Source organism: Sinorhizobium americanum (genome assembly GCF_001651855.1).
GTDB classification, from domain to species: Bacteria; Pseudomonadota; Alphaproteobacteria; order Rhizobiales; family Rhizobiaceae; genus Sinorhizobium; species Sinorhizobium americanum.
The window spans coordinates 37878-57558 of the sequence record NZ_LNQC01000068.1 but is presented as its reverse complement, the minus strand read 5'-3'; the positions used below and the strand labels follow the sequence as shown (position 1 = coordinate 57558).

19 protein-coding genes are annotated in these 19681 nt (G+C 59.5%); 14 read left to right on the top strand and 5 right to left on the bottom strand.

Annotated features, from left to right (window positions below; translation table 11 throughout):
- The first annotated feature begins 33 nt into the window (after positions 1-33).
- The 13 genes from ATC00_RS20405 to ATC00_RS31360 all read left to right on the top strand — a co-directional run bounded on the left by ATC00_RS20405 (position 34) and on the right by ATC00_RS31360 (position 13000).
- Positions 34-1509 carry an NAD-dependent succinate-semialdehyde dehydrogenase gene (locus tag ATC00_RS20405; RefSeq protein ID WP_064254143.1) on the top strand — a complete coding sequence of 492 codons (1476 nt, stop codon included), beginning with the start codon at positions 34-36 and terminating at the stop codon, positions 1507-1509.
- Between the two features lie 68 nt (positions 1510-1577).
- The gene (locus ATC00_RS20400; protein ID WP_234782377.1) at positions 1578-2717 is read left to right on the top strand and encodes a mandelate racemase/muconate lactonizing enzyme family protein; all 1140 of its coding nucleotides are present in this window, start codon (positions 1578-1580) and stop codon (positions 2715-2717) included.
- Positions 2718-2765: 48 nt separating this feature from the next.
- Complete coding sequence (locus ATC00_RS20395) at positions 2766-3338, top strand: GMC family oxidoreductase N-terminal domain-containing protein (protein WP_268801739.1); 573 nt, start codon at positions 2766-2768, stop codon at positions 3336-3338.
- 78 nt (positions 3339-3416) lie between these two features.
- Complete coding sequence (locus ATC00_RS34095; RefSeq protein ID WP_072642929.1) at positions 3417-3713, top strand: GMC oxidoreductase; 297 nt, start codon at positions 3417-3419, stop codon at positions 3711-3713.
- Positions 3703-3972 carry a GMC oxidoreductase gene (locus ATC00_RS33855; protein WP_064254140.1) on the top strand — a complete coding sequence of 90 codons (270 nt, stop codon included), beginning with the start codon at positions 3703-3705 and terminating at the stop codon, positions 3970-3972. Before ATC00_RS34095 ends, ATC00_RS33855 begins: the two co-directional genes overlap by 11 nt.
- Before the next feature lie 151 nt (positions 3973-4123).
- A complete protein-coding gene (locus tag ATC00_RS20385) occupies positions 4124-5005 on the top strand; it encodes a sugar phosphate isomerase/epimerase family protein (RefSeq protein WP_082912455.1) in 882 nt (293 codons plus the stop codon).
- A gap of 693 nt (positions 5006-5698) precedes the next feature.
- The gene (locus tag ATC00_RS20380; protein ID WP_037381129.1) at positions 5699-6895 is read left to right on the top strand and encodes an ABC transporter substrate-binding protein; all 1197 of its coding nucleotides are present in this window, start codon (positions 5699-5701) and stop codon (positions 6893-6895) included.
- A gap of 262 nt (positions 6896-7157) precedes the next feature.
- Positions 7158-7913, top strand: coding sequence for an ABC transporter ATP-binding protein (locus tag ATC00_RS20375; RefSeq protein ID WP_037381132.1), 756 nt, complete (start codon positions 7158-7160; stop codon positions 7911-7913).
- A 7-nt stretch (positions 7914-7920) separates the two neighbouring features.
- Positions 7921-8835 carry a branched-chain amino acid ABC transporter permease gene (locus ATC00_RS20370; protein WP_037381135.1) on the top strand — a complete coding sequence of 305 codons (915 nt, stop codon included), beginning with the start codon at positions 7921-7923 and terminating at the stop codon, positions 8833-8835.
- Positions 8835-9908 (top strand): branched-chain amino acid ABC transporter permease, encoded by a 1074-nt coding sequence (locus ATC00_RS20365; RefSeq protein WP_037381137.1) that lies wholly within the window; start codon positions 8835-8837, stop codon positions 9906-9908. Before ATC00_RS20370 ends, ATC00_RS20365 begins: the two co-directional genes overlap by 1 nt.
- A 42-nt stretch (positions 9909-9950) precedes the next feature.
- On the top strand, positions 9951-10670 hold the full coding sequence (locus tag ATC00_RS20360; RefSeq protein WP_037381140.1) for an ABC transporter ATP-binding protein: 720 nt from the start codon (positions 9951-9953) through the stop codon (positions 10668-10670).
- Between the two features lie 156 nt (positions 10671-10826).
- Positions 10827-11618, top strand: coding sequence for an SDR family NAD(P)-dependent oxidoreductase (locus ATC00_RS20355; protein WP_037381142.1), 792 nt, complete (start codon positions 10827-10829; stop codon positions 11616-11618).
- 1088 nt (positions 11619-12706) lie between these two features.
- The gene (locus ATC00_RS31360; protein WP_072642928.1) at positions 12707-13000 is read left to right on the top strand and encodes a DUF982 domain-containing protein; all 294 of its coding nucleotides are present in this window, start codon (positions 12707-12709) and stop codon (positions 12998-13000) included.
- Positions 13001-13206: 206 nt separating this feature from the next.
- Here the strand turns inward: ATC00_RS31360 and ATC00_RS33205 are convergent, their stop codons facing one another.
- Positions 13207-13473 (bottom strand): hypothetical protein, encoded by a 267-nt coding sequence (locus ATC00_RS33205; protein WP_174556972.1) that lies wholly within the window; start codon positions 13471-13473, stop codon positions 13207-13209.
- Positions 13474-14113: 640 nt separating this feature from the next.
- On the opposite strand from ATC00_RS33205, the gene ATC00_RS20345 reads away from it, so the two are divergent.
- The gene (locus ATC00_RS20345) at positions 14114-15004 is read left to right on the top strand and encodes a winged helix-turn-helix transcriptional regulator (RefSeq protein WP_161951933.1); all 891 of its coding nucleotides are present in this window, start codon (positions 14114-14116) and stop codon (positions 15002-15004) included.
- Here ATC00_RS20345 and ATC00_RS20340 read toward each other — a convergent pair.
- From ATC00_RS20340 to ATC00_RS20325, 4 genes are read right to left on the bottom strand one after another with little or no spacing between them, the layout of a single operon-like run.
- The gene (locus ATC00_RS20340) at positions 14994-17387 is read right to left on the bottom strand and encodes a xanthine dehydrogenase family protein molybdopterin-binding subunit (RefSeq protein WP_064254137.1); all 2394 of its coding nucleotides are present in this window, start codon (positions 17385-17387) and stop codon (positions 14994-14996) included. The two genes, ATC00_RS20345 and ATC00_RS20340, sit on opposite strands and share 11 nt — an antisense overlap.
- Positions 17384-18145: an N-acyl homoserine lactonase family protein gene (locus ATC00_RS20335; RefSeq protein WP_064254136.1), complete on the bottom strand. Its 762-nt coding sequence runs from the start codon at positions 18143-18145 to the stop codon at positions 17384-17386. Before ATC00_RS20335 ends, ATC00_RS20340 begins: the two co-directional genes overlap by 4 nt.
- Positions 18142-18627 (bottom strand): (2Fe-2S)-binding protein, encoded by a 486-nt coding sequence (locus ATC00_RS20330; RefSeq protein ID WP_064254135.1) that lies wholly within the window; start codon positions 18625-18627, stop codon positions 18142-18144. The genes ATC00_RS20335 and ATC00_RS20330 overlap by 4 nt, the downstream gene beginning before the upstream one ends.
- On the bottom strand, positions 18620-19507 hold the full coding sequence (locus tag ATC00_RS20325) for an FAD binding domain-containing protein (protein WP_064254163.1): 888 nt from the start codon (positions 19505-19507) through the stop codon (positions 18620-18622). The genes ATC00_RS20330 and ATC00_RS20325 overlap by 8 nt, the downstream gene beginning before the upstream one ends.
- Between the last annotated feature and the right edge of the window lie 174 nt (positions 19508-19681).

Sequence of the window (19681 nt, the reverse complement as noted above, 5' to 3'; positions counted from 1 at the left end):
TCTAATGCGACGGGCACCGAATGGGGAGCGAACATGCCAATAACGCATGCCCTTAAACGTCACTTGAAGGCCCGTGAGAAGTTTGCGAGCCTGGACAAGTGTTCCTATCTCGGACATCTCTCTACCGATCGCAGTTTTGACGTCTTCAATCCTTCGACGGGAGAGCTTCTCGCCACGCTGCCGGATATGGGCCCGGCGGAGACGCGGGCGGCCATCGACCGAGCTTATGCGGCGCAAGCGGGGTGGAGCGCCATGACGGCACGCGACCGAAGCGACATGCTTTGGCGCTGGCACCAATTGATCGTTACGCACACAGATGACTTGGCGTCCATCCTTACCGCGGAAATGGGCAAGCCCCTCGGCGAGGCGAGGTCGGAAGTGTCTCACGCCGCCGCTTATCTGCAATGGTACGCCGAGGAAGCCAACCGAAACTACGGCGAAACCATTTCGGCCCCGTCGACAGACCGGCGAATGCTGGTAATCAAGCAGCCGATCGGTGTTATCGGCGCAATCACGCCCTGGAACTTTCCGGCGTCAATGGTGGCACGCAAGATATCGCCGGCGCTTGCCGCGGGTTGCGTGATCGTGCTCAAGCCAGGAGAACAGACGCCGCTCGTCGCCGGCGCGATGTTTGCGCTTGCCCAAGAAGCAGGTTTTCCCGAAGGCGTTGTGAACTTGATCTACGCCTCGGAGGGCGGTGCCGTCGGAAGCGAGCTCTGCTCAAATCTGAAGGTGCGTAAGATTAGCTTCACCGGCTCCACGGAAGTGGGACGGCTCGTGATGCGGCAATGTTCGGATCAGGTGAAAAAGGTAAGCTTGGAGCTGGGTGGCAATGCGCCTTTCATCGTTTTTGACGACGCTGATGTCGACGCGGCTGTCGACGGCGCCATCCAGGCCAAGTTCCGCAATGCTGGCCAGACCTGTGTTTCAACGAACCGGCTCTATGTGCAGGCGGGTGTTCACGACGAATTCGCGGAGAAATTTACCGAGCGCGTGCGCGGCCTCTCCGCCGGCAACGGGTTCAATCCGGAGGTTGCTGTCGGCCCGCTCATCGACACGCATGAGCTTGCAAAGATCGATGCGCATATTGCCGGTTCAGTTGAAAAGGGCGGCAGGATCCGGTGCGGCGGCCGAAGGTCTCGCATTGGGGGGACATTCTTCGTGCCGACGGTTCTCACCTCCATGTCTGCCGCCATGCGTATTGCGCAGGAGGAAACCTTCGGCCACGTCGCGCCCATCTTTCGTTTCGAGAATGCCGAACAGGTCGTGCGCGAAGCCAATGATACGATCTATGGGCTTGCTGCGTACTTCTACTCCTCGAATCTCAAGCGCATCTGGCGTGTAGCGGAGGCGCTCGAATACGGCATGGTCGGCATCAATACTGGCCGGATGTCTTCCGAGGCGGCTCCCTTTGGCGGCATCAAACAATCCGGCATCGGCCGCGAGGGATCCCGCCACGGGCTCGAGGATTATCTGGAGATGAAATATGTCTGCATGGGCGGAATATAAGCCACTTAGCAAACCGCACATTCTGTCAGTCTTTACCGCAGCAATGTCACGCCAATTTTTTGAACCAGATGCAAGTTTGTGGAGTGCAAATCGTGATGGATAGAGGCGCTATCATAAGGCGGGTCGAGATTGCGAGCTGCAGTCTGCCCCTGGAACGGCCTGTTTATTTGGGGACCGTTCCGGTGACCACGCGCGATTATGTCTGCTTACGGGTGGTGACCGAATCCGGACTGGAGGGATTTGCCATCGGCTACAAGAGCGGCAGCCAGGTCTTCGAGAGCCTGCAGGCGCTCGCTCCGCGCTTGCTTGGCCGAAATGCCCTCATGCGCCAAGAATTCAACGTCGAGAGCGAGTCGTTGCGTGTTCCGGCCAAGGCTTCCTACGTGCGAAGCTCGAGTCTGGTCGACATAGCTCTGTGGGATCTCACGGCCAAGACGGCCGGGCTGCCGCTTTATGTCCTGCTCGGCGGGTTCCGTCGAGAAGTGCGTTCCATTCCGATCTTGGGCTTCTCCTACAGCAATCGGCCTCTGGAGCAGATCGAGGAAGAGATCAGGCAGCACCGGGACCAAGGCGAAAGCCTGATCAAGGTCATGATTAAAGGCACGGATGCGGTCGCAAACAGCAAATATCTGCAAGTGCTCAGCTCTGACCTCGGTGATCTGGTGTCGTTCGCGGTAGATGCCCATTGGTCGTGGAGGACAATATCTGAGGCGCTGGAAACCTGCCGTCGGATCGATGATTGCGGCCTCGCATTCATCGAGGACCCGTTCCTGCCTCAGCAGTGGCGCCTTGTCGGGGAGCTGAGATCGAAATTGAGGACTCAGATCGCCGTCGGTGAGGACATCCTCGACCCCTATGGATATGCGGACCTGGTTCAGAACGTCGACATTCTGCGGGTGGACGCCACCGCCAGCGGAGGCATTACGGCGGCAATGAATGCGCTAGCTCTCGCTTCGGCGCACGGCCGCCAGGCGCTGCCGCACGTCTTTCCCTATCTTCATGTGCATATCGCATGCGCGCATCCGACGATCATGGGCGTTGAATATATTCCCGAACACACTGGCACCGATCCGGTGCGTAGCCTTTTGCGGGACTTCCCGACGATCAAGAACGGTAATTTCCAGATGACCGACCAGCCAGGGGTAGGATGCGACCTGCATTGGGAGGCGGTCGAGAAGTCGGCTTCGGCGTCCTTCGTGTTTGAATGAGCCGTGATGGCGGCCTCGCGTTGATGTGGCCGCCAGCCAGCCCGCAAATTGTCCCCACACCTTTCGAACGCGTTTGTAAAGGCCATGGAGGAGATGGGGGTCCCGTACAACAAGGCATATAATGGGGAGAATCCCATTGGCACTTCGATCGTTTACGCAACCCAGAAAATGGGGTTTCGGTTCAGCGCCGCGCGGGGCTATCTTCATCCAGTTCGCAACCGGCAAAATCTCAAGATCGTGACCGGGGCGCTCGTCAGGCGCCTCCTGTTCGAAGGCCGCGCGGCGCGCGGCGTCGAGTTTGAAGTCGACGGTCGCCTACTCACTGAAAACGCGAACCAGGTGATCATCAGCGCAAGCGTCTTCAACTCGCCTAAGCTTCTTATGCATTCCGGCATCGGTCCAGGCGACCACCTGCGCGACAACGGCATCGAGGTGCTGCAGAACAGTCCGGGAGTTGGGCGCAACCTTCACCACCATCCGGCAGTAGGAGGAAAGGTCTTCGTGAACACGCGCACCGCCAACATGGACGACAATCTGCTCGGCCAGATCAAGCATGGCTTGCGTTTTGCCTTAACTTCGGCGGACCGGCAAGCTATGTCCATTCGGCCCTTGCGTTCGTGAAGACACGAACGGATCTCGTCGATCCGGACATCATGTTCCAGTTCTGCGCCTTCGGTTTCGACTACACGCCTAGCAGTCATGCTGCAGCCCAATGTCAATCGCTCCCGAAGCCGGGGCGATGTAACCCTCCGCTCCGCCGACCCGCTCGATCACCCGAACATCGCGATGAACCTGTTCAGCGATCGTCACGATCTAGACACCCTGATGGCCGGAGCGAAGTTGGCGCTTCCGCGTCACGCCGAAGCGTTTGCCCCTATGTCGTGGATGAGTACAGCCGGGGCAGACGCGTGCAAAGTGACGACGAGTGGGCGGCGTTCGTCCGCGAAAACGCCAGCCGCATCTCGCACGCGTGCGGCACGTGCAAATGGGCATTGACCCGGAAGCCGTGGTCGATCCTCGCCTTCGCGTAATCGGAGTCGATAATCTGAGGGTCGTCGGTTCATCGATAATCCCACAGGTGCCCAGTGCAAACAGCGCCATTTCGATGGCGATCGGCGAGAAGGGCTCGGACATGATCCTGGAAGACGTTCGCCAGGCAGCTCGAACGAAAGCTTTCGCACTATCCCGTCGCGGCCAGTTCGGCCCGGTCCTCGACCGGCTTGTCGTACCGCATCGGCCAAATTGGAATGAATAGTCGACCGTCGCCGAGATGCGGCCGCTTAATTGGCCCTTCCCTTTTTGCGTTTCTTGGACCTAGCGCCAGCCGCGTCGCGTAGTATCTCCAAGAAATTCCGTGGGCTTTCCAGAAGGTCCACAAGCAGCAGTGTAGTCCGGGCGGTGAGTGCATGGGGCTGCGAAATCGGGAGACTGAGATGGCATCACCTAGCTTGCTCGCTTCTTGCTGGACGACGGCCGGCGCGGTTGGACCGCTCTCCACCAACAAAAGAAGTCCGGAAGCTTTCAGCGATCGCGTCAAGGCTGCCGCCGACGCAGGTTTTGTGGGCATTGGCTTGAATTACGATGATCTGGTCGCGGTAAGGGATAGTATCGGCTTTCAGGAAGCAAAGGCGATCATGGACCAGTTCGGACTCAGGCATATCGAACTGGAGATGCTGCGAGGGTGGTACGAGCAGGGATCGGCGCGCGAAAGGGCAGATCAGGCTTGCAAGGAGATTTTCATGGCCGCCGCTTCGCTCGACGCCATTCACGTGAAAGCACGCTGCGACTATAGCCCCCTGGGCCGTCCGTTCGAGGACATCGTGCGTGAATTCAGAACCCTGTGTTATCACGCGGCGGACGTAAACACGAAGGTCGCGTTCGAACCCCAGCCGATGTCCCCGCTTTCGACGCCGTTCGACGCGTTCCGGCTTGTCGATGCGGCCGGCCACGACGCCGGCGGCATAATCATCGATATCTGGCACGTCGAGCGAAGCGGCGCATCGCTTGAATCGTTGCGAGACATCCCAATCGACAAGATATTTGCCGTCGAGCTGAATGACGCTGCTTCGGAAGTGGCGGGGACGCTTGCGGAAGACAGCGCCAACAATCGCCGATTCTGCGGTGAAGGCGATTTCGACCTGCGCGGTTTCATCAGAACCATGCAGGCTTTGGAATACGATCGTCTATGGGGCGTGGAGATCATATCCGCGTCGGTGCGCGAAATGCCTATGCGAGAGGCTGTCAATCGCGCATTTCGAACCACGGTCGCGGAATTTCAGAACGCATAGTTCTTGGCCTTTCCAAGAGGGATGCGGAAATCCGTTAGTTTCTGGCTTCTGCCTGAATGTGACCTCTACGACTGCGCGAATATTCCCCCTCCAGACGGCAATCCAGCGTAGCGAAAAGAGGTCTACTGCCGTCGCGCGACCTCGTACCTCCTAGTGAGGCAGAAAAGGATCAGCTTGTCGCAGCGTTAGGCTGATGAGTGGATCATCGCTCATCGTTGTGATGGTCTCAAGGTCATGTTGCGGGAGCGCTGAGCAGCCCGCTCATCAATTTGCTCAAGCAAAACACTGGTGACTACTGGGCGGCGGCTCTCCGGCAAGCCTTGATGAGGCGGTCGAAATGCCGACCTCGAAGAGAACCATGAGCTTGATCGTCGATCCAGCCGAGCCCGGCTTGACAACGGCGATTAGAGAACTCCTCGAGACATCATCACGCGGTCCACGGATGGTTCCTGTTTTCGGTGGGTCGTCGCGCCAGTTCAACTGGACCCATGCTTTTGTAAGATATTGGACCTTTCTTAGAACAGCTCCCGCGATATGACTAACATGTCCGTGCGCTAATAGTCGCCAAGAAACCAACGCGGCGGGGATCAACTAAGTCGATGGATGTGATTTCAGTTCATCGACCGTCCTGGGAACGCGCCTTTCACCATGCCTGAGCGAAGCATGAGATGAGGCAAAAATGGGAGACTTACGATGAAGACTTTACGGCATCTTATTTGTGCAGGCTTGGCTTTCGCACTTTCGAGCTCGTCGGCTCTCTCGCAGGACGCCAAGGAGCCAATCAAGGTAGGATTCGCCACGGCTCTGTCGGGCTGGCTGGCTGCTTACGACGAGGAGCCGCACAAGGCTGCGGTGATGAAGATCGAGGAGATTAACAAGGCTGGCGGAGTTCTGGGTCGCCCAATTGAATATAAGGTTCTCGACACCAAGACCGACCTCACGCTGACGGGGTCTGTAGCCTCCGAACTCGTCGACTGGGGCGCGAACATGCTCGTCGTGCCACCCGACTATGACTACGGCTCGCCTGCGGCGCTGGTCGCCCAAAACGCTGGCCTGATTGCCATCTCGACGGGCGCTAGCGATCCCAAGATGGGGGCCCAAGGCGTCGGACCTAACGTGTTTACAGCCCATTCGGCTTCGCAGATCTCCGGCATCACCTCTGCCGAATATGCCTATGACAAGATGGGCGCGAGAACAGCTTACATGTTGGAAGATGTTTCCATTGAAGCAACGAAGGCCGCATGCGCGGGCTTCATAGCGGCATGGGAAAAGAAGGGCGGCAAGCTCCTCGGACGTGACACCTTTCAGAAGGAGGATGCGTCAATCGCCGCTCAGGTCACGCGGATCAAGGGGCTCGAGACCCCGCCTGACATGATGTTCCTGTGCGCTACGATGCCCCAAGGTCCGGCGGCTGTTCGCCAGCTCCGCGCCGCGAACATCGACATGCCGATATTCGCCGACACCGGCATGGGAGGCGATTTCTGGCTGGGCGGTGTACCTGGTCTCAAGGACTTCTATGTTCCCGCGATCATGTCCATCAAGGGAGATCCTCGTCCAGAGATCCAGAAGTTCCTAGCGGCCTACAAGGCGCGATGGGGTACTCTGCCGGTGAGCGAATTCTCGGTTCTCGGATACTGCACAATCGAGCAGTGGACGGCGGCCGTGGAGAAGGCTCAGTCCACCGATACGGAAGCTGTCCTTGCGGTAATGAACCAGTTCAAAGATCAGCCGACAACCTGCGGACCGACCTCGTATACCCCTGAAATGCACATTCAGGTCGATCGTCCGCTGCTGGTCTCGAAGGTCGTAGACGGAAGCTTTGAGGCGGTGGAAATCTTCCGCAACAGCTTTGCTCCCGATTTCAAACTGCTTTTCCGGGTCAGCCAGTAAGCCGCCTTGTGCCTGATTAGATTGCGCGGTTTTCGTCGCGCAATCCAACTGTCCGTTGTCCGTGACTTGATCGGGTGTTCGGACAGGCATCCGACGCATGCTTCGGTCGAACGCCTGTCTTCCCGAAACGGCGAAGCCTCCTCGCCTTGCTCGTGGGCTTATTGGAGCGGGCTGGTTGCAGGATTTCCACCAAGGACTTGCATCCGTAGCGACAGCTGCGACAAGCTTGGTCATCGTGTATTAGGAAGAACAAAGAATCGTTATGGCGAAATCCCCTAAGCAAAAGCTCCAGGCGAAGAACGTCCATGTCGTTTTCGGGGGCATCAAGGCTCTTACCGGCGTAACACTGACGCTGAACGCCGGCGACATCTTGGGTCTGATCGGGCCAAATGGCGCCGGAAAAACCACACTGGTGAATGTCCTCAGCGGATTTCAGAAGCCGAAGCCCGGAACGATCGAGTTGGATGGCCGGGACGTGTCCGACCTGAGCCCCCGCAAGATGGCGCAGGCCGGAATCGGCCGAAGCTTCCAGGCGGCGCGGCTTTTCCGAAAGCTCACGGTCCTGGAGAACCTGACGGTAGCTGGCCTTGGCATCGGTCTGTCCCGCAAGGCTGCGACCTCCCAGGCGCGGGACATTCTCGACTGGATCGGCTATCGGCACGGTCACGACCGTCAATGCGATTCATTGCCCTACAGCGACGAGCGCCGCATCAGCATCGCTAGGGCGCTTGCGTTGCAGCCGTCCTTCACCCTTCTGGATGAGCCTGCATCCGGAATGAACGAGCAGGAATGTGAGCTCCTCATGGAGACGATCACAGGCATACCGAAGAATTTTGGCTGCGGCGTCATGCTGATCGAGCATAACATGCAGGTCATTATGGGCGTATGTCATCGGATTCACGTTCTCGATGGCGGCCGAAGCCTTGCTGAGGGCTCTCCGGAAGAGGTCAGGAATGACCCCAATGTCTTGCGCGCTTATCTGGGCGATCGCGCTTCCCAAAAAAATGCAGTGATATAGGTTCATCATGGCTTACTTTATCCAGGTTCTTATCGACGCAGTCGCGCTTGGTAGCCTCTATGCGCTCGTGGCCCTCGCCATCGGCCTAGTCTTCGGGGTGATGAAGCTGATCAATTTTGCGCAGGCGGACTATCTTACGGTAGGAGCCTACTCGCTGGTGATCCCAACCGCCGCTGCGACCCCAAGCATGATGTTCGGCGGCTTGCCTTGGGCGCTGATGATTTTCTGCGTCGTCCTAAGCGTTACTGTGCTCGCGCTTATCACCGAACGGGTTGCATTCCGGCCGCTGCGCAATACCGATCCAACCACTCTTCTCATTTCATCGTTCGCGGTTAGCTACTTTTTGCAGAGCCTCATCATCATGTTCCACGGCGGCCGTCCGAAGTCGGTCAGTATCGGCGCCGCCCTGACTCGGCCCATTGATATTTTTGGACTTCGGGTCGGCGGTGTGCAATTCCTCACCATGACGGTCGCCTTGCTGCTGCTGATCGTGCTGGTGTTGTTTTTGAAGCGAACCTCTATCGGGATTCAACTGCGCGCCGCCGCTGAAGACTTCTCGATGGCGCGTCTCCTCGGGGTTGCAGCCAACAGGGTCATCGCTATCGCATTCGCGATCAGCGGTATTCTCGGTGGCGTGATCTCCCTGCTGTTCGTTATTCAGACTGGAACGCTTGACATCCGGATGGGTATTATGCCCACGGTCTATGCGTTTTTTGCTACCGTCATCGGCGGCATCGGATCTCTGCCGGGGGCCGTGTTGGGCGGTTACATTGTCGGGATCCTTAGCGTTTTCCTGCAGGCCTATCTGCCTGAAGAGATGCGGCCGTTCCGCGATGCCGGCGTATTCACCATCGTCATTCTCATTCTGCTTGTGCGTCCGCAGGGGCTGATCGTGACCAGCGCTGCGAAGGAGAGAGTCTAATGCGGATTTTTGAACGCCTGTTCCCAGTCCTCGCGCTGGTCGTCCCGCTTGCCGGAGTGGTTTGGACGATCGATCAGTTCGGATCGGCCGGCGTGGAACGCGTCTCCACCGAAGCGCTGATACGTCTTGTATTCGCCATCGGCCTCTACATCTTCGCCGGAAACTCTGGGATCGTCTCCTTCGGGCACATGACGTTCTGCGCGATCGCCGCCTATGCGACGGCCTGGCAAACGTGCTGCGCGATGCTCAAGCCCATAACCATGTCCGGATTGCCGGCCTTCATTCGGGATAACACGTTTCCTCTATTGCCGGCGGCGCTCACCTCAATCGGATTGGCAGGCGTTGTCGCCTTCACCTCCGGTCTGATTCTGATGCGCCTCTCGAGCCTTAGCGCCTCGATCTCAACCTTGGCTCTGATGTTCATCTTGAACGTCATCTACTCGAACTGGACGACGGTGACGATGGGAAGCTCCACGATCGTCGGACTGCCTGTCTATGTCACGATCTGGATAGCGCTTGGATGCGCCGCTCTGGTGATTGTCATCGCATATCTGTATCAAGTGTCGCGCTGGGGTTTGATGCTTCGCGCCACGCGGGAAGATGAGGTCGCGGCGCAGGCTTCCGGCACTTCGCTCTATTGGTCGCGCCTAATAGCCTTTACGCTGTCCGGTTTCGTGGCCGGGTTGGCAGGTGTGCTGTTCGCCCACTTCATGGGGACAGTATCCATCGCGAACTTCTTCTTGAACCATACATTCCTGATCGTGGCTATGCTGGTGATCGGCGGCATGCAAAGCCTCGCAGGCGCGGTGGTTGGCGTCACGTTCATCAGCGTCGTCATTGAGCTATTCCGGCGTGCGGAGGTCGGCTTCTCGGTGGGGTCGATGCAGATGTCGATCCCGGCCGGTTCTCAGGAGTTGATCCTAGCCGGCATCATGCTGCTGATCCTGATATTCCGAAAGGCTGGTATAATGGGCGGAAAAGAGCTCCGGTGGCCGTGGTCTGTTCGCGACGACGGAACCGTCGCCGGCGTCGGCCAAGTTCGATTGGCGCGCTCCGCAAACTGTCATCGGTGACGAAACAACCTTTGACGCAAGTTTCGGTAGGTGGAGAGAGTTATGCTCGAAGTAAAGCAAATGGTCGCCGGGTATGGCCGATTGACCGCCCTAAAGGGCGTCGACATCACAGTGAAAGAGGGCGAAGTGGTGTTCGTTGTGGGCCCGAATGGCGCCGGCAAATCGACGTTGCTGAAGACGATTTCGGGTCTGATGACACCTACGGCGGGGGAAATCCGCTTTCAAGGCGACCGCATCGACGGGCGGGGCCCGGAGACATTGTGTCGCCGCGGCCTAGCGCTGATCCCTGAAGGCCGGCATATCTTCAAGACGCTGACCGTACAGGAGAACCTCCAAGTCGGCGCGATGATCCGGAAGGATTCTGCAGACGTGCGCTCCGATATGGAGATGGTGCTCGATACGTTCCCCATCCTGCGGGAGAGATTCAAGGGAGTTGCGGGGTACTTATCTGGAGGAGAGCAGCAGCAGTTAGCGATCGCGCGTTCGATTCTGCAGCGGCCGGCGCTCCTCATGATTGACGAACCGTCGCTCGGCCTGGCACCGTTGGTGATCGATCAGGTGTATGACAGCTTGAGAAAGCTGAACGAGACAGGCCTGACACTGCTGATCGTGGAGCAGTCGACGGGGCGAGTAATGGAACTCGCCTCGCGGATCTATGTTTTGCGCAACGGCAAGGTGGTGCTCGAAGGTGATCGCGAGGAGCTGACAGACACGTCGGCGCTGGATGCCGCCTATTTCGGCTTCTCGTCGGACGCCGCCTGAGCGTTGACGATTGAACCGCAACGTGAAGCCGATAGACTCGCATCTTGGAGTGCCGCCCAGGGCGATTTCGCCGTGCGGCATTGGGCCGAGGCAGAACAACCATCAGAGCAATTTGAAAAATTCAGTTGCGCGGATTCCGGCAAGGAGCGTGTTGGCATGAAGATCGATCTATCCGGGAAGAAAGCCGTCGTGACCGGTTCCACGTCGGGCATCGGGCTGGCGATCGCGCGAGGGTTGGCCGGCGCCGGGGCAAATGTCGTGATCAATGGCCGAACGCAATCCGCCATTGATCGCGCTAGAGCTGCCGTTCAGACGGCGGCGCCCGGAGCATTGGTTCAGGGATTCGTAGGGGATCTCGGCACCGTCGAAGGTTGTACAGAACTCGTCGCGGCCTGCCCGGACTGTGATATCCTCGTCAACAATCTCGGAATCTATGGGCCCCGGGATTTCTTCGAAACCGACGATGCGCGCTGGGAAGAGCTATTTAAAGTCAACATTCTCTCCGGTGTTAGACTATGTCGGGCGTATCTGCCGGCAATGGAGGATAGGGGCTGGGGCAGGGTTGTGTTCATTTCCTCTGAGGCGGCGCTCAATATCCCGGCGGACTCCATTCACTATGCATTCACTAAGACGGCGCAGTTGGCAATCGGGCGAGGTCTGGCCAAGCGCATGGCCGGAACGGGCGTCACTGTAAACTCGGTTTTGCCGGGGCCAACGCTGTCCGAGGGCGTCGCGAGGATGCTGCACGTAGAAGGCGACGAGACAGGTGAAAAATTGGAGGCTGCGGCAGCCGATTTCGTGCTGTCGACTAGGCCGTCCTCCATTATTAGGCGAGCGGCGACCGTGGACGAAGTCGCCAACATGGTGGTCTATGTCTGCTCTCGCCAGGCTTCGGCCACCACGGGTGCCGCGCTGCGCGTTGAAGGGGGCATTGTGGACAGCCTGTAACGCCGCGGACCGCACTGTTACCCCATCAGGTCCACTCCTTCAAGAACATTGGTACTCTTCCCAGCCGTCTCTTGACGTCAAATTCGCCGTCGCCGCGCTTCCAATACGTGTAGCTGCCTGCCGCTTTACTTGAGACTTCGCCGACAACGCCAACCTCCTCGAGGGGCTCCCTCGCGGCGGAGTCCTATTGCTTCTGGCCTCCCTTTCGCCACCCTTTCGGTATGATGAGAGACGCGACACGGCAGGGCGGCCACCTGTCGTCTCGGAGTGACCTCGTCCCTCGGGTGCTGCTTCTTTTTCTTTGTTATCTCGACGGCCGCGCTGTCTTTCCCGTCGATTATGCTTCCATACTGTGGCACCGATATCGCGAGGTCTAGAGCATTGTAGGAAGCTTCTAGGTCTCCGGTATCCGGCTACGATTTCGCGCTGAAGCACCACATGGCGAGCGCCGGCGGCTACGTGCCTGCGAGCCATCGCCAGGTGATCTTCTATGAGGGCCAGTTCATCCATCATGAAGAAGGATGATAGCACCCGCCGTCTTCGCCTGAAAAGGTGACAGCTTGGCGCACAAAAGGAGCTGTGTGACTCTGGCTTCAGCCGTGGTAACCTACGCGCCTCCCGCAGTCTCGCTGCCCTCGTCCTCGTTGAGGGGCAGGTAAGCATAGGACTCCAGCCACTCGCGAACGAGCACGCGCATCAGCTCTTCCCGCGTCATCTGGAGTTCTTCGCAGGCACGAGCTAGCGCCGCCTCCACGTGTCATCGAATATCATCATGCTTCGAGTCTCGCTTGCTTCGGCGGAACTGCCGCGGCTAAGCAGTGCCCGCGCGTGAAACGGACACTGCCTATTTTACAAGCCATGAACTGGGAAGCCGCTGTGATAGCGGCGGGAGCGGCATTCTTTTGAGGGCGTTTAAAACACCGCTCCCTTATGCATATCTGCCATTTGCGAAACAAAACGGCTGGCTTAAACCGGACCTGGCGCGCTGTCGCGCCGGAACGGTAACCACCGGCGAAGAATCATTATAGTGTAGGGAACGAACAGGATGGGTTGGCGGTTCTGAGTACGACCTTTGAGGAGGTCCGAAAATGAAGGAAGCGCGTTGGCGTGGACCCCTGTGGGTAACGCTGCAAAACGGCATGAGACGTCAATTCTGCGGGCCGTATGATGCCCTCGATTTCCTGGAGAACGAATGGCCGAGCCATGGACCGCTGCACGCACGTGCCGTTCGAGCCTGTCGCGAAGCATTGCGTCACGCGGAATATGTGAGTTCCGCAAGGAACTGCTTTATGGCGGCATGCGTCGAGGCATCTTTTCTATGCACCGAAGCTGGAAATCTGCAATCTCGCGCCGGATCGAAGCTGATGGGCAGGTATCGCTGACTGGCCTGTCTCGACTGGGGATACCGCAATGCCGCCTCGGCGCCGGTCAGGCAGGACGTTTCATTTGGGGCTTGGTTCGGGTGTTGCGATTTCCGTGTCACCATGGCTCCCGCCGCCAGACCGAGCGCCAGTGCGACGTAGGTCAGTCCAATCGATCTCTTCGAGAGAACGGTCTCCCAACCGGGGGTCAGCCGCTTCGGAACCAGTTAGTCGACCAGGTAGGCAATCGCGGCAGTTATCGCCGCCTTGCGCAGTGTGAAGGTCGCTTTCCCGGAGCGGTCGGCCGAAAGCCATGCTTCGAAGGGCAGAGCCCAAAAGATCGCCGACAGGTGATGAGTGCAGTAGCCGAGCAACGTGTGCTTCGCGTCCGCGACCCTGACGTGGCCGGCATTCTCGCCATGAAGCCATTGGCTCGTGGCATTGGCTGGCTGGAAAATGCTTCGTCCCTCCAATCTGGCCAATACGGAGAGCACCGCCGTCGTCGTCAGACTCGCAATCGTTCAGCTGGCGATGGCTGATGTGAACGGGCTGCTCCGGCCGTGCAGCGACCGAAATTCAAGGCCTGCCGCACGGATCCGCTGGTCGGAGGGCAGGGTGCAATTTGCAACAGGACCTCGCGCAATGGCTAACATTCGACAGCCTCCCGGTTTGTACACCCAATCGCTGCAACGTCGCGATGTTCCGCGCGCGCTTCAGTCAGCTTAGCGGGAGTTCTGAAACGTGAAGTGCCACCGCTTGTGCTATGTTGCGACCTCACTCATTGAGGAGCACCTGCAGGCTCGGTCATAGCAGCTTCCGGCTCGGGATTCGGCCATTCTGATTAGCGAAGTCCGCACGCTGAAGCCGGTTCTCATTGGCCTTGGAAACCTGAACCTTTAAGGGCACCTTGGACTTGTTGTTTGCTGGGCTCGGTACAATTCGGTTTGGCCAATCCTCCATCTCGGTACTTTCATTATTAGACTTCTTGACCTAACTTATAGCCGGATGCATGACTGCTGTCTGATGATGCGACCGGGTACTCTCTGAATGTTGAATAAAGACACGCTGATCCCTGAGCCCTCCAATGGGTCGAAGCCGGTGCCGCTGCAGCGGCAGTCATCCGTCCGGCGTACGATGGAGATCGTCCTCGATACGTGGAACTTCCTCATTCTTCGCGAAGCGTATTTCGGGGTCCGTCGGTTCGATAAGTTCCAGCAGAGACTGGGCATTCCGCGGCAGACCTTATCCTCGCGCTTGTCCGCCCTGGTCGCAAACGAGATCATGAGCGTGGGACGGCGGCCCAACGAGCCCGGGCAGCAATATTTCCTGACGGAGCGAGGAAAGGATCTCTTCCCGACCATGCTGTCTCTGATGGAGTTCGGCGACAAATGGTTGGCGGGCGGCAGCGAGCCGCCCCTGCAGTTGATTCACAAGAGTTGCGGCTGCGCCTGCCGTCCGGTCACTGTTTGCGGCGAGTGCCTGGAGCCGTTCACGGCGCGAGATGTCGCTCCCCGCGATGGGCCTGGCGCGGGTTACGCTCCCGTTGATACGCGCCCGACTTCGCGCCGCAGTTCCGATCCCACGCTTCTGGAACGGGTGCGGCCCTGTTCTGTCGCGCGGACGCTGGGGATCATCGGCGACAGATGGAGCTTCCTGATCTTGCGGGAGGGCTGGTTTGGTGTCCGCCGCTTCGAGGAGATGCGGGAGAACCTTGGCATAGCCACGAACATCCTTGCCGACCGCCTTGCACGCCTCGTGCAGGCCGAGGTGTTTCGCAAGGTTCCCTATGGTTCAAGCGAACGGTTCGAGTATCGCTTTACCGAAATGGGGCTCGATCTCTATAAGCCGATGCTGGTGATGATGGCTTGGGGAGACCGCTGGCTTGCGGAGGGCAAACCTCCGATGCGCCTGCGCCACAAGACCTGCGGGCAGGACTTTTCGGCAATCGTCGTTTGCTCCGAATGTAAGAAGCAGATCACGGTGAAGGATACGGACTACATTCTGCGGTATCCGTTCAATCTGTGACGGCAGCAGCGGGATCACGGCGCGCCTGCAACATCTGGAATATCCGCTCCGGTGTAACGGGAAGTGTTTCCACCGAGATGTCGAGGTGGGAAAGCGCGTCGGATACGGCGTTTGCGATCGTCGCCGGCGCGCCGATCGTGCCTCCTTCGCCCATGCCGCGGAACCCGCCGATATTGTTGGGCAAATCCGCCTCAATATGCACAATGCCGATATCAGGCACATTGGTCGCCACCGGAACGAGGTAGTCCGCAAGGCTTGCCGCTACGGCCTGGCCCTGGTCGTCGTGCACGATCTCCTCGAGAAGAGCCGCGCCGATGCCCTGCGCCACCGCGCCCTGCACCTGGCCATCGACGATCATTGGATTGATGATTTTGCCGCAATCCTCAGCCACCACATAACGCAGGACCTTGACGCCATAGGTTTCAGGGTCGACCTCCACCATGGCGAGGTGGGTGGATGAACAGGCGGTGCCGAGATAGGGATCATAGGTCTCCGATGCGGCAAGGTCCTCGCGCTGATTGCGTGGAATACGCCCCATCTGCGAATAGACGGCCGATGCGATTTCCTTGAGCGTCATCGAGCGATTCGAGTTTCGACTGGTGACGATGCCGGCATGGATGTCGAGGTCGTCGATGCTCTGCTCCATAAGATAGGCGGCCGCGCGCAACACCTTGCCCTTGACGACACGCGCGGCGAGGGTTGCCGCACCGCCGCCGAGAACCGCCGAGCGGCTGGCATAGGTGCCGCTGGACATCGGCACCAGCGCGCTGTCGCCATGCTTGACCTCGATATCCTCGAGCTTGCAGCCGAGTTCGTCGACGATCACCTGAGCAAGAGTGGTCTCAAGACCTTGTCCGTGCGAGGCGATGCCGAAGGCGGCGGTGATCGCACCCGTCGCATCGATCTCGATTTTCGAGGTTTCTGTGCCGGTGTTGATGGGCATGCCGGGAGCGACGGAGATGCGCGAGCCGATGCCGGTCAGTTCCGCATAGCTTGCAAGGCCAATACCGACCCAGCGTCCATTCCGCCGTGCCTCATCCCTTTCGAGCAGGAGGTTGGGATAATCGACATGCGCGCAAGCGCCTGCCAGGCACTCCTGAAACGCCGACTTGTCCCAGATAATGCCGGAGGCGGTCCGATAGGGGAACTCTTCGGCGTTGACGAGGTTCTTGCGGCGAAATTCGACTGGATCCATGCAAAGCTTGCGCGCTGCCATGTCGATCAGGCGTTCCATCGCGAATGTGGAGGATGGCCGGCCGACGCCGCGATAGGGTCCGGTCGGCGGCTTGGGGGTGAGAACACCTCGGATACGGCCGCGGTAATGCTCCATCCTGTAAGGACCGGGCAGAAAACTCACCACCTGCACGGTTTCGAGGGCAGCGGTCCAGGGATAGATCGAATAGGCGCCGACATCGCCGATGACGTCGGCCCTGAGCCCGATCAGCATCCCGTCCTGCGTGACGGCGAGCTCGGCTCCTATCAGTTCATCGAAAGCCTGGCTGGTCGCGGACAGGTCTTCCAGGCGATCGCTGATGAACTTGATCGGGCGCTTAAGCTTGCGAGCAAGGGCGCAGACAAGGAGCTCCTCTCCATATAATGACCCTTTCCCGCCAAAACTGCCGCCGACATCCGGCGCGGCGACCCGCAGGCGCGTGCCGGGCAAGTCGAGGCATCCGGACAGGACATCCCGGATGACGCCGGGGATGTTCGACGAAGTATAAAGCGTCAGCGCCTGCTTTCGCGGATCCCATTCGGCAAGGTAGGATCGGTTCTCCATGGCGACGGCCGTCTTGCGCGTCATTCGGAACCGGCCCTTGACGGTCACCGCGGCGCTCTCGAATGCGGCATCGACGTCTCCGCGCTTGAATTCCCGGCGGATGATCGTGTTCGTGCCGGCCTCCTCGTGGAGCAGCGGGGCGTCGTCCTTCACCGCGTCGATTTGCCGGATCGCGAAAGGCAAAGGCTCGTAGTCGATGGTTATGTGCTCCAGCGCGTCCTCGGCGGCGTATCGACTTTCCGCGACGACGGCGACGACGGGTTCGCCAACATAGCGCACCTTGCCACGCGCCAGCGGCCAGATGGGCGTGGCGTAATAGTCGGGCATGCGGGAAGTGGGGATCGCCGGCGTGACGTCGTTATCCAGATCGCTCGCATCGTAGATGGCGATCACCCCGGGAACGGAGAATGCCCCGCCGACATCGATGTTGAGGATACGGGCATGTGGCTGGTCGGAGCGGCGCAGCGCGACATGCAGCATTCCGGCCGGCGCCATGTCGTCGACATATTGGCCTACGCCTGCAAGCAGCCGCGGGTCTTCGGTGCGCTTCACCCGTTGGCCGACAAGCTTGGGGCGGAGTTCGACGGAATGGTCGCTGAGGCTCATTCGTAAAACTCCCCGCCCTTCCGCAGGGCCTGCCACTGCGCATCGTCATGTCCGCAGATGATGGTCGCGCCCTTGTCCCGCAGGGCCTTCAAGCGCGCGAGCGCCGCCGCGGCGAGCTCCATGTTCCACGTGTTTCGCGGCGCGACGCCCGCATCGATATTGGCCTGAAGGGGCGCGGCGTCAGAGGCGAGGACGAAGGTACCGCTTTCCTGAAGCGATACGTGCGCGACGGTCATGCCGGGAGTATGACCTGGCATGGGAAGGAGAACAATGCGCCCGTCGCCGAAGACGTCGTGCTCCGCGCTGACGGTCTGAAAGCCTTGCGGTTGGTCCCATTCAGGTCTCAGATAGCCCTGGTTCTCGGCGCCGTCGGCTTTTGCAGCGGCGACCTCGGCCTCATGGCACAGGATCGTCGCGCGGCCGAAATGCTGGTTGCAACCGCAATGGTCGGGATGCAGGTGCGAGCAGATCACGACGTCGATGTCATCGGCCTCAAGACCGAGGGTTGCGAGTTGCCGGACGACCGTCTGCTCCTGATCGAATATCGGCGTCATTACCTTGGCCAGCCCGCCCCAGCGGGCTTGCGGATCCGTGGCAGCGTCAGGGTTGCAGCCGGTATCGAAAAGCACGTTTCCCTTCGGGTGCCTTATCAGGGTCGCATGGACGGGCAGCTGGATCGTCTCTTCCTTCGCCACGCCGGGCACGAAGATGGAGCGGCGCATGCGCAGCCGGCCGCCGGCGAGAAAATGCATCTTCATGTCAAAGGCCCTCTTTCTTTCGCCAGCTCCCGCACGGCGTTGACGATGTGTTCATAGCCCGTGCAGCGACAGATGTTGCCGGAGAGCGCCTCGCGGATCTGATCGTCGCTTTCGAGGGGATGGTGGCGCAGCATGTCGGTGATCGCCATGATGAAGCCGGGCGTGCAGAAGCCGCATTGCAGGGCGTGGTGTTGCCGGAACGCTTCCTGGATACGGCCGAGCCGGTCGATGCTTCCCTGTCCCTCGACCGTCTCGATCTCTACGCCGTCGGCCTGGACGGCGAGCGTCAGGCACGACCGCGCGCTCCGGCCGTCGAGAAGGACGGTGCACGCGCCGCAGACGCCGTGCTCACAGCCGACATGCGTTCCCGTGAGGCCAAGCTCGTGACGCAGGAAATCGCTAAGCAGCATGCGTGGTTCAACCGTCGCGGTGTGGACCACGCCGTTCACGCTGACGCTCAGAGTGATCTTCTTTTCAGGCATTTGCACCGTCCTTGCGAAGGGTTGCCCGCGCCCAGGCGTCGCGCAGCGCACGCCGTGCAAGCGCGCCGGCCAGGTGCCTGCGATAGTCGGCGGATGCATGGATATCGGTATTGGGATGCAGGAGCTCCTTAAGGGCTTCCGTAACGTCCTGCAACAATGTCTCCGAGATCGTCTGGCCTTCGATCAGCGTTTCGATGTCCGGCAGGCGTAGCGGCGTCTCCCCGACCCCCATCATGCCGAACCGGACGTCACGTGCGACGCCATCGATGATCCGCAATGTGGTCGCAACGGAGGCGAGGGCAAAATCGCCGTGGCGCCGCGAGAACTCTTCAAACCCCCATCCCGTTTCGGGCGGCAGCGTGTCGATTTCGATCGATGTGACGAACTCGTCCTGTTCAAGCGCTGTCATCAGCGAGCCGACGAAGAACTCCGAGGCCGCGATCCGACGCTCGCCTCTGATCGAGAGGGCGGTCACCATGCCGTTAAGGAGGAGCGTCATCATCGGCATTTCGGCGGCCGGGTCCGCGTGGCAGACGCTGCCGCAGAACGTGCCGCGATTGCGGACCGTCAGGTGCGCCACGTGATGCATGGCATCGTGAAGGATGGGGATGTGCCGGTGCACGAGCGCATCCGTCGCGGTCATGCGGTGCCGCACCGTCGCCCCGATGCCCAGCCGTTCACCGTGCTTTTCGATGCGATCGAGGCCGGCAATTCGGTTGATGTCGATGAGGATCGTGGGCTTCACCAGACGGACGTTGATCATCGGCATGAGGCTCTGGCCGCCCGCGATGATCTTGCCGTCGCCATTCGCAGCGGCAAGCGCCTCAGCCGCCTCAGCCGCAGACCTTGCAGCGAAATACTCGAAAGGTGCCGGTTTCATTTCGTCATCACCCATAGGGCTGATGCAAAAAGGTATTGCACGGAAAGCCTTGTCATTGCTGCTCCTCCCAGCCTTGCCACTCCCATGGCGCATCCAAATTTTACTTGCATTATTAGACTTAAAATAGGATTGTCAAGGAAATCCAGCCGCCAGGGCGCAAGACGGATTTTTGAT

What these genes read in the sequence shown, in the direction of transcription:
- ATC00_RS20355 (WP_037381142.1), top strand. Translation starts at nt 10,827, where the DNA reads ATGAAGATCGATCTATCCGGGAAGAAAGCCGTCGTGACCGGTTCCACG.
- ATC00_RS20405 (WP_064254143.1), top strand. Translation starts at nt 34, where the DNA reads ATGCCAATAACGCATGCCCTTAAACGTCACTTGAAGGCCCGTGAGAAG.
- ATC00_RS20385 (WP_082912455.1), top strand. Translation starts at nt 4,124, where the DNA reads ATGGGGCTGCGAAATCGGGAGACTGAGATGGCATCACCTAGCTTGCTC.
- ATC00_RS20375 (WP_037381132.1), top strand. Translation starts at nt 7,158, where the DNA reads ATGGCGAAATCCCCTAAGCAAAAGCTCCAGGCGAAGAACGTCCATGTC.
- ATC00_RS20335 (WP_064254136.1), bottom strand. Translation starts at nt 18,145, where the DNA reads ATGAAGATGCATTTTCTCGCCGGCGGCCGGCTGCGCATGCGCCGCTCC.
- ATC00_RS34095 (WP_072642929.1), top strand. Translation starts at nt 3,417, where the DNA reads ATGCTGCAGCCCAATGTCAATCGCTCCCGAAGCCGGGGCGATGTAACC.
- ATC00_RS20400 (WP_234782377.1), top strand. Translation starts at nt 1,578, where the DNA reads ATGCAAGTTTGTGGAGTGCAAATCGTGATGGATAGAGGCGCTATCATA.
- ATC00_RS33855 (WP_064254140.1), top strand. Translation starts at nt 3,703, where the DNA reads ATGGGCATTGACCCGGAAGCCGTGGTCGATCCTCGCCTTCGCGTAATC.
- ATC00_RS20330 (WP_064254135.1), bottom strand. Translation starts at nt 18,627, where the DNA reads ATGCCTGAAAAGAAGATCACTCTGAGCGTCAGCGTGAACGGCGTGGTC.
- ATC00_RS20380 (WP_037381129.1), top strand. Translation starts at nt 5,699, where the DNA reads ATGAAGACTTTACGGCATCTTATTTGTGCAGGCTTGGCTTTCGCACTT.
- ATC00_RS31360 (WP_072642928.1), top strand. Translation starts at nt 12,707, where the DNA reads ATGAAGGAAGCGCGTTGGCGTGGACCCCTGTGGGTAACGCTGCAAAAC.
- ATC00_RS20325 (WP_064254163.1), bottom strand. Translation starts at nt 19,507, where the DNA reads ATGAAACCGGCACCTTTCGAGTATTTCGCTGCAAGGTCTGCGGCTGAG.
- ATC00_RS20370 (WP_037381135.1), top strand. Translation starts at nt 7,921, where the DNA reads ATGGCTTACTTTATCCAGGTTCTTATCGACGCAGTCGCGCTTGGTAGC.
- ATC00_RS20365 (WP_037381137.1), top strand. Translation starts at nt 8,835, where the DNA reads ATGCGGATTTTTGAACGCCTGTTCCCAGTCCTCGCGCTGGTCGTCCCG.
- ATC00_RS20345 (WP_161951933.1), top strand. Translation starts at nt 14,114, where the DNA reads ATGGAGATCGTCCTCGATACGTGGAACTTCCTCATTCTTCGCGAAGCG.
- ATC00_RS20340 (WP_064254137.1), bottom strand. Translation starts at nt 17,387, where the DNA reads ATGAGCCTCAGCGACCATTCCGTCGAACTCCGCCCCAAGCTTGTCGGC.
- ATC00_RS20360 (WP_037381140.1), top strand. Translation starts at nt 9,951, where the DNA reads ATGCTCGAAGTAAAGCAAATGGTCGCCGGGTATGGCCGATTGACCGCC.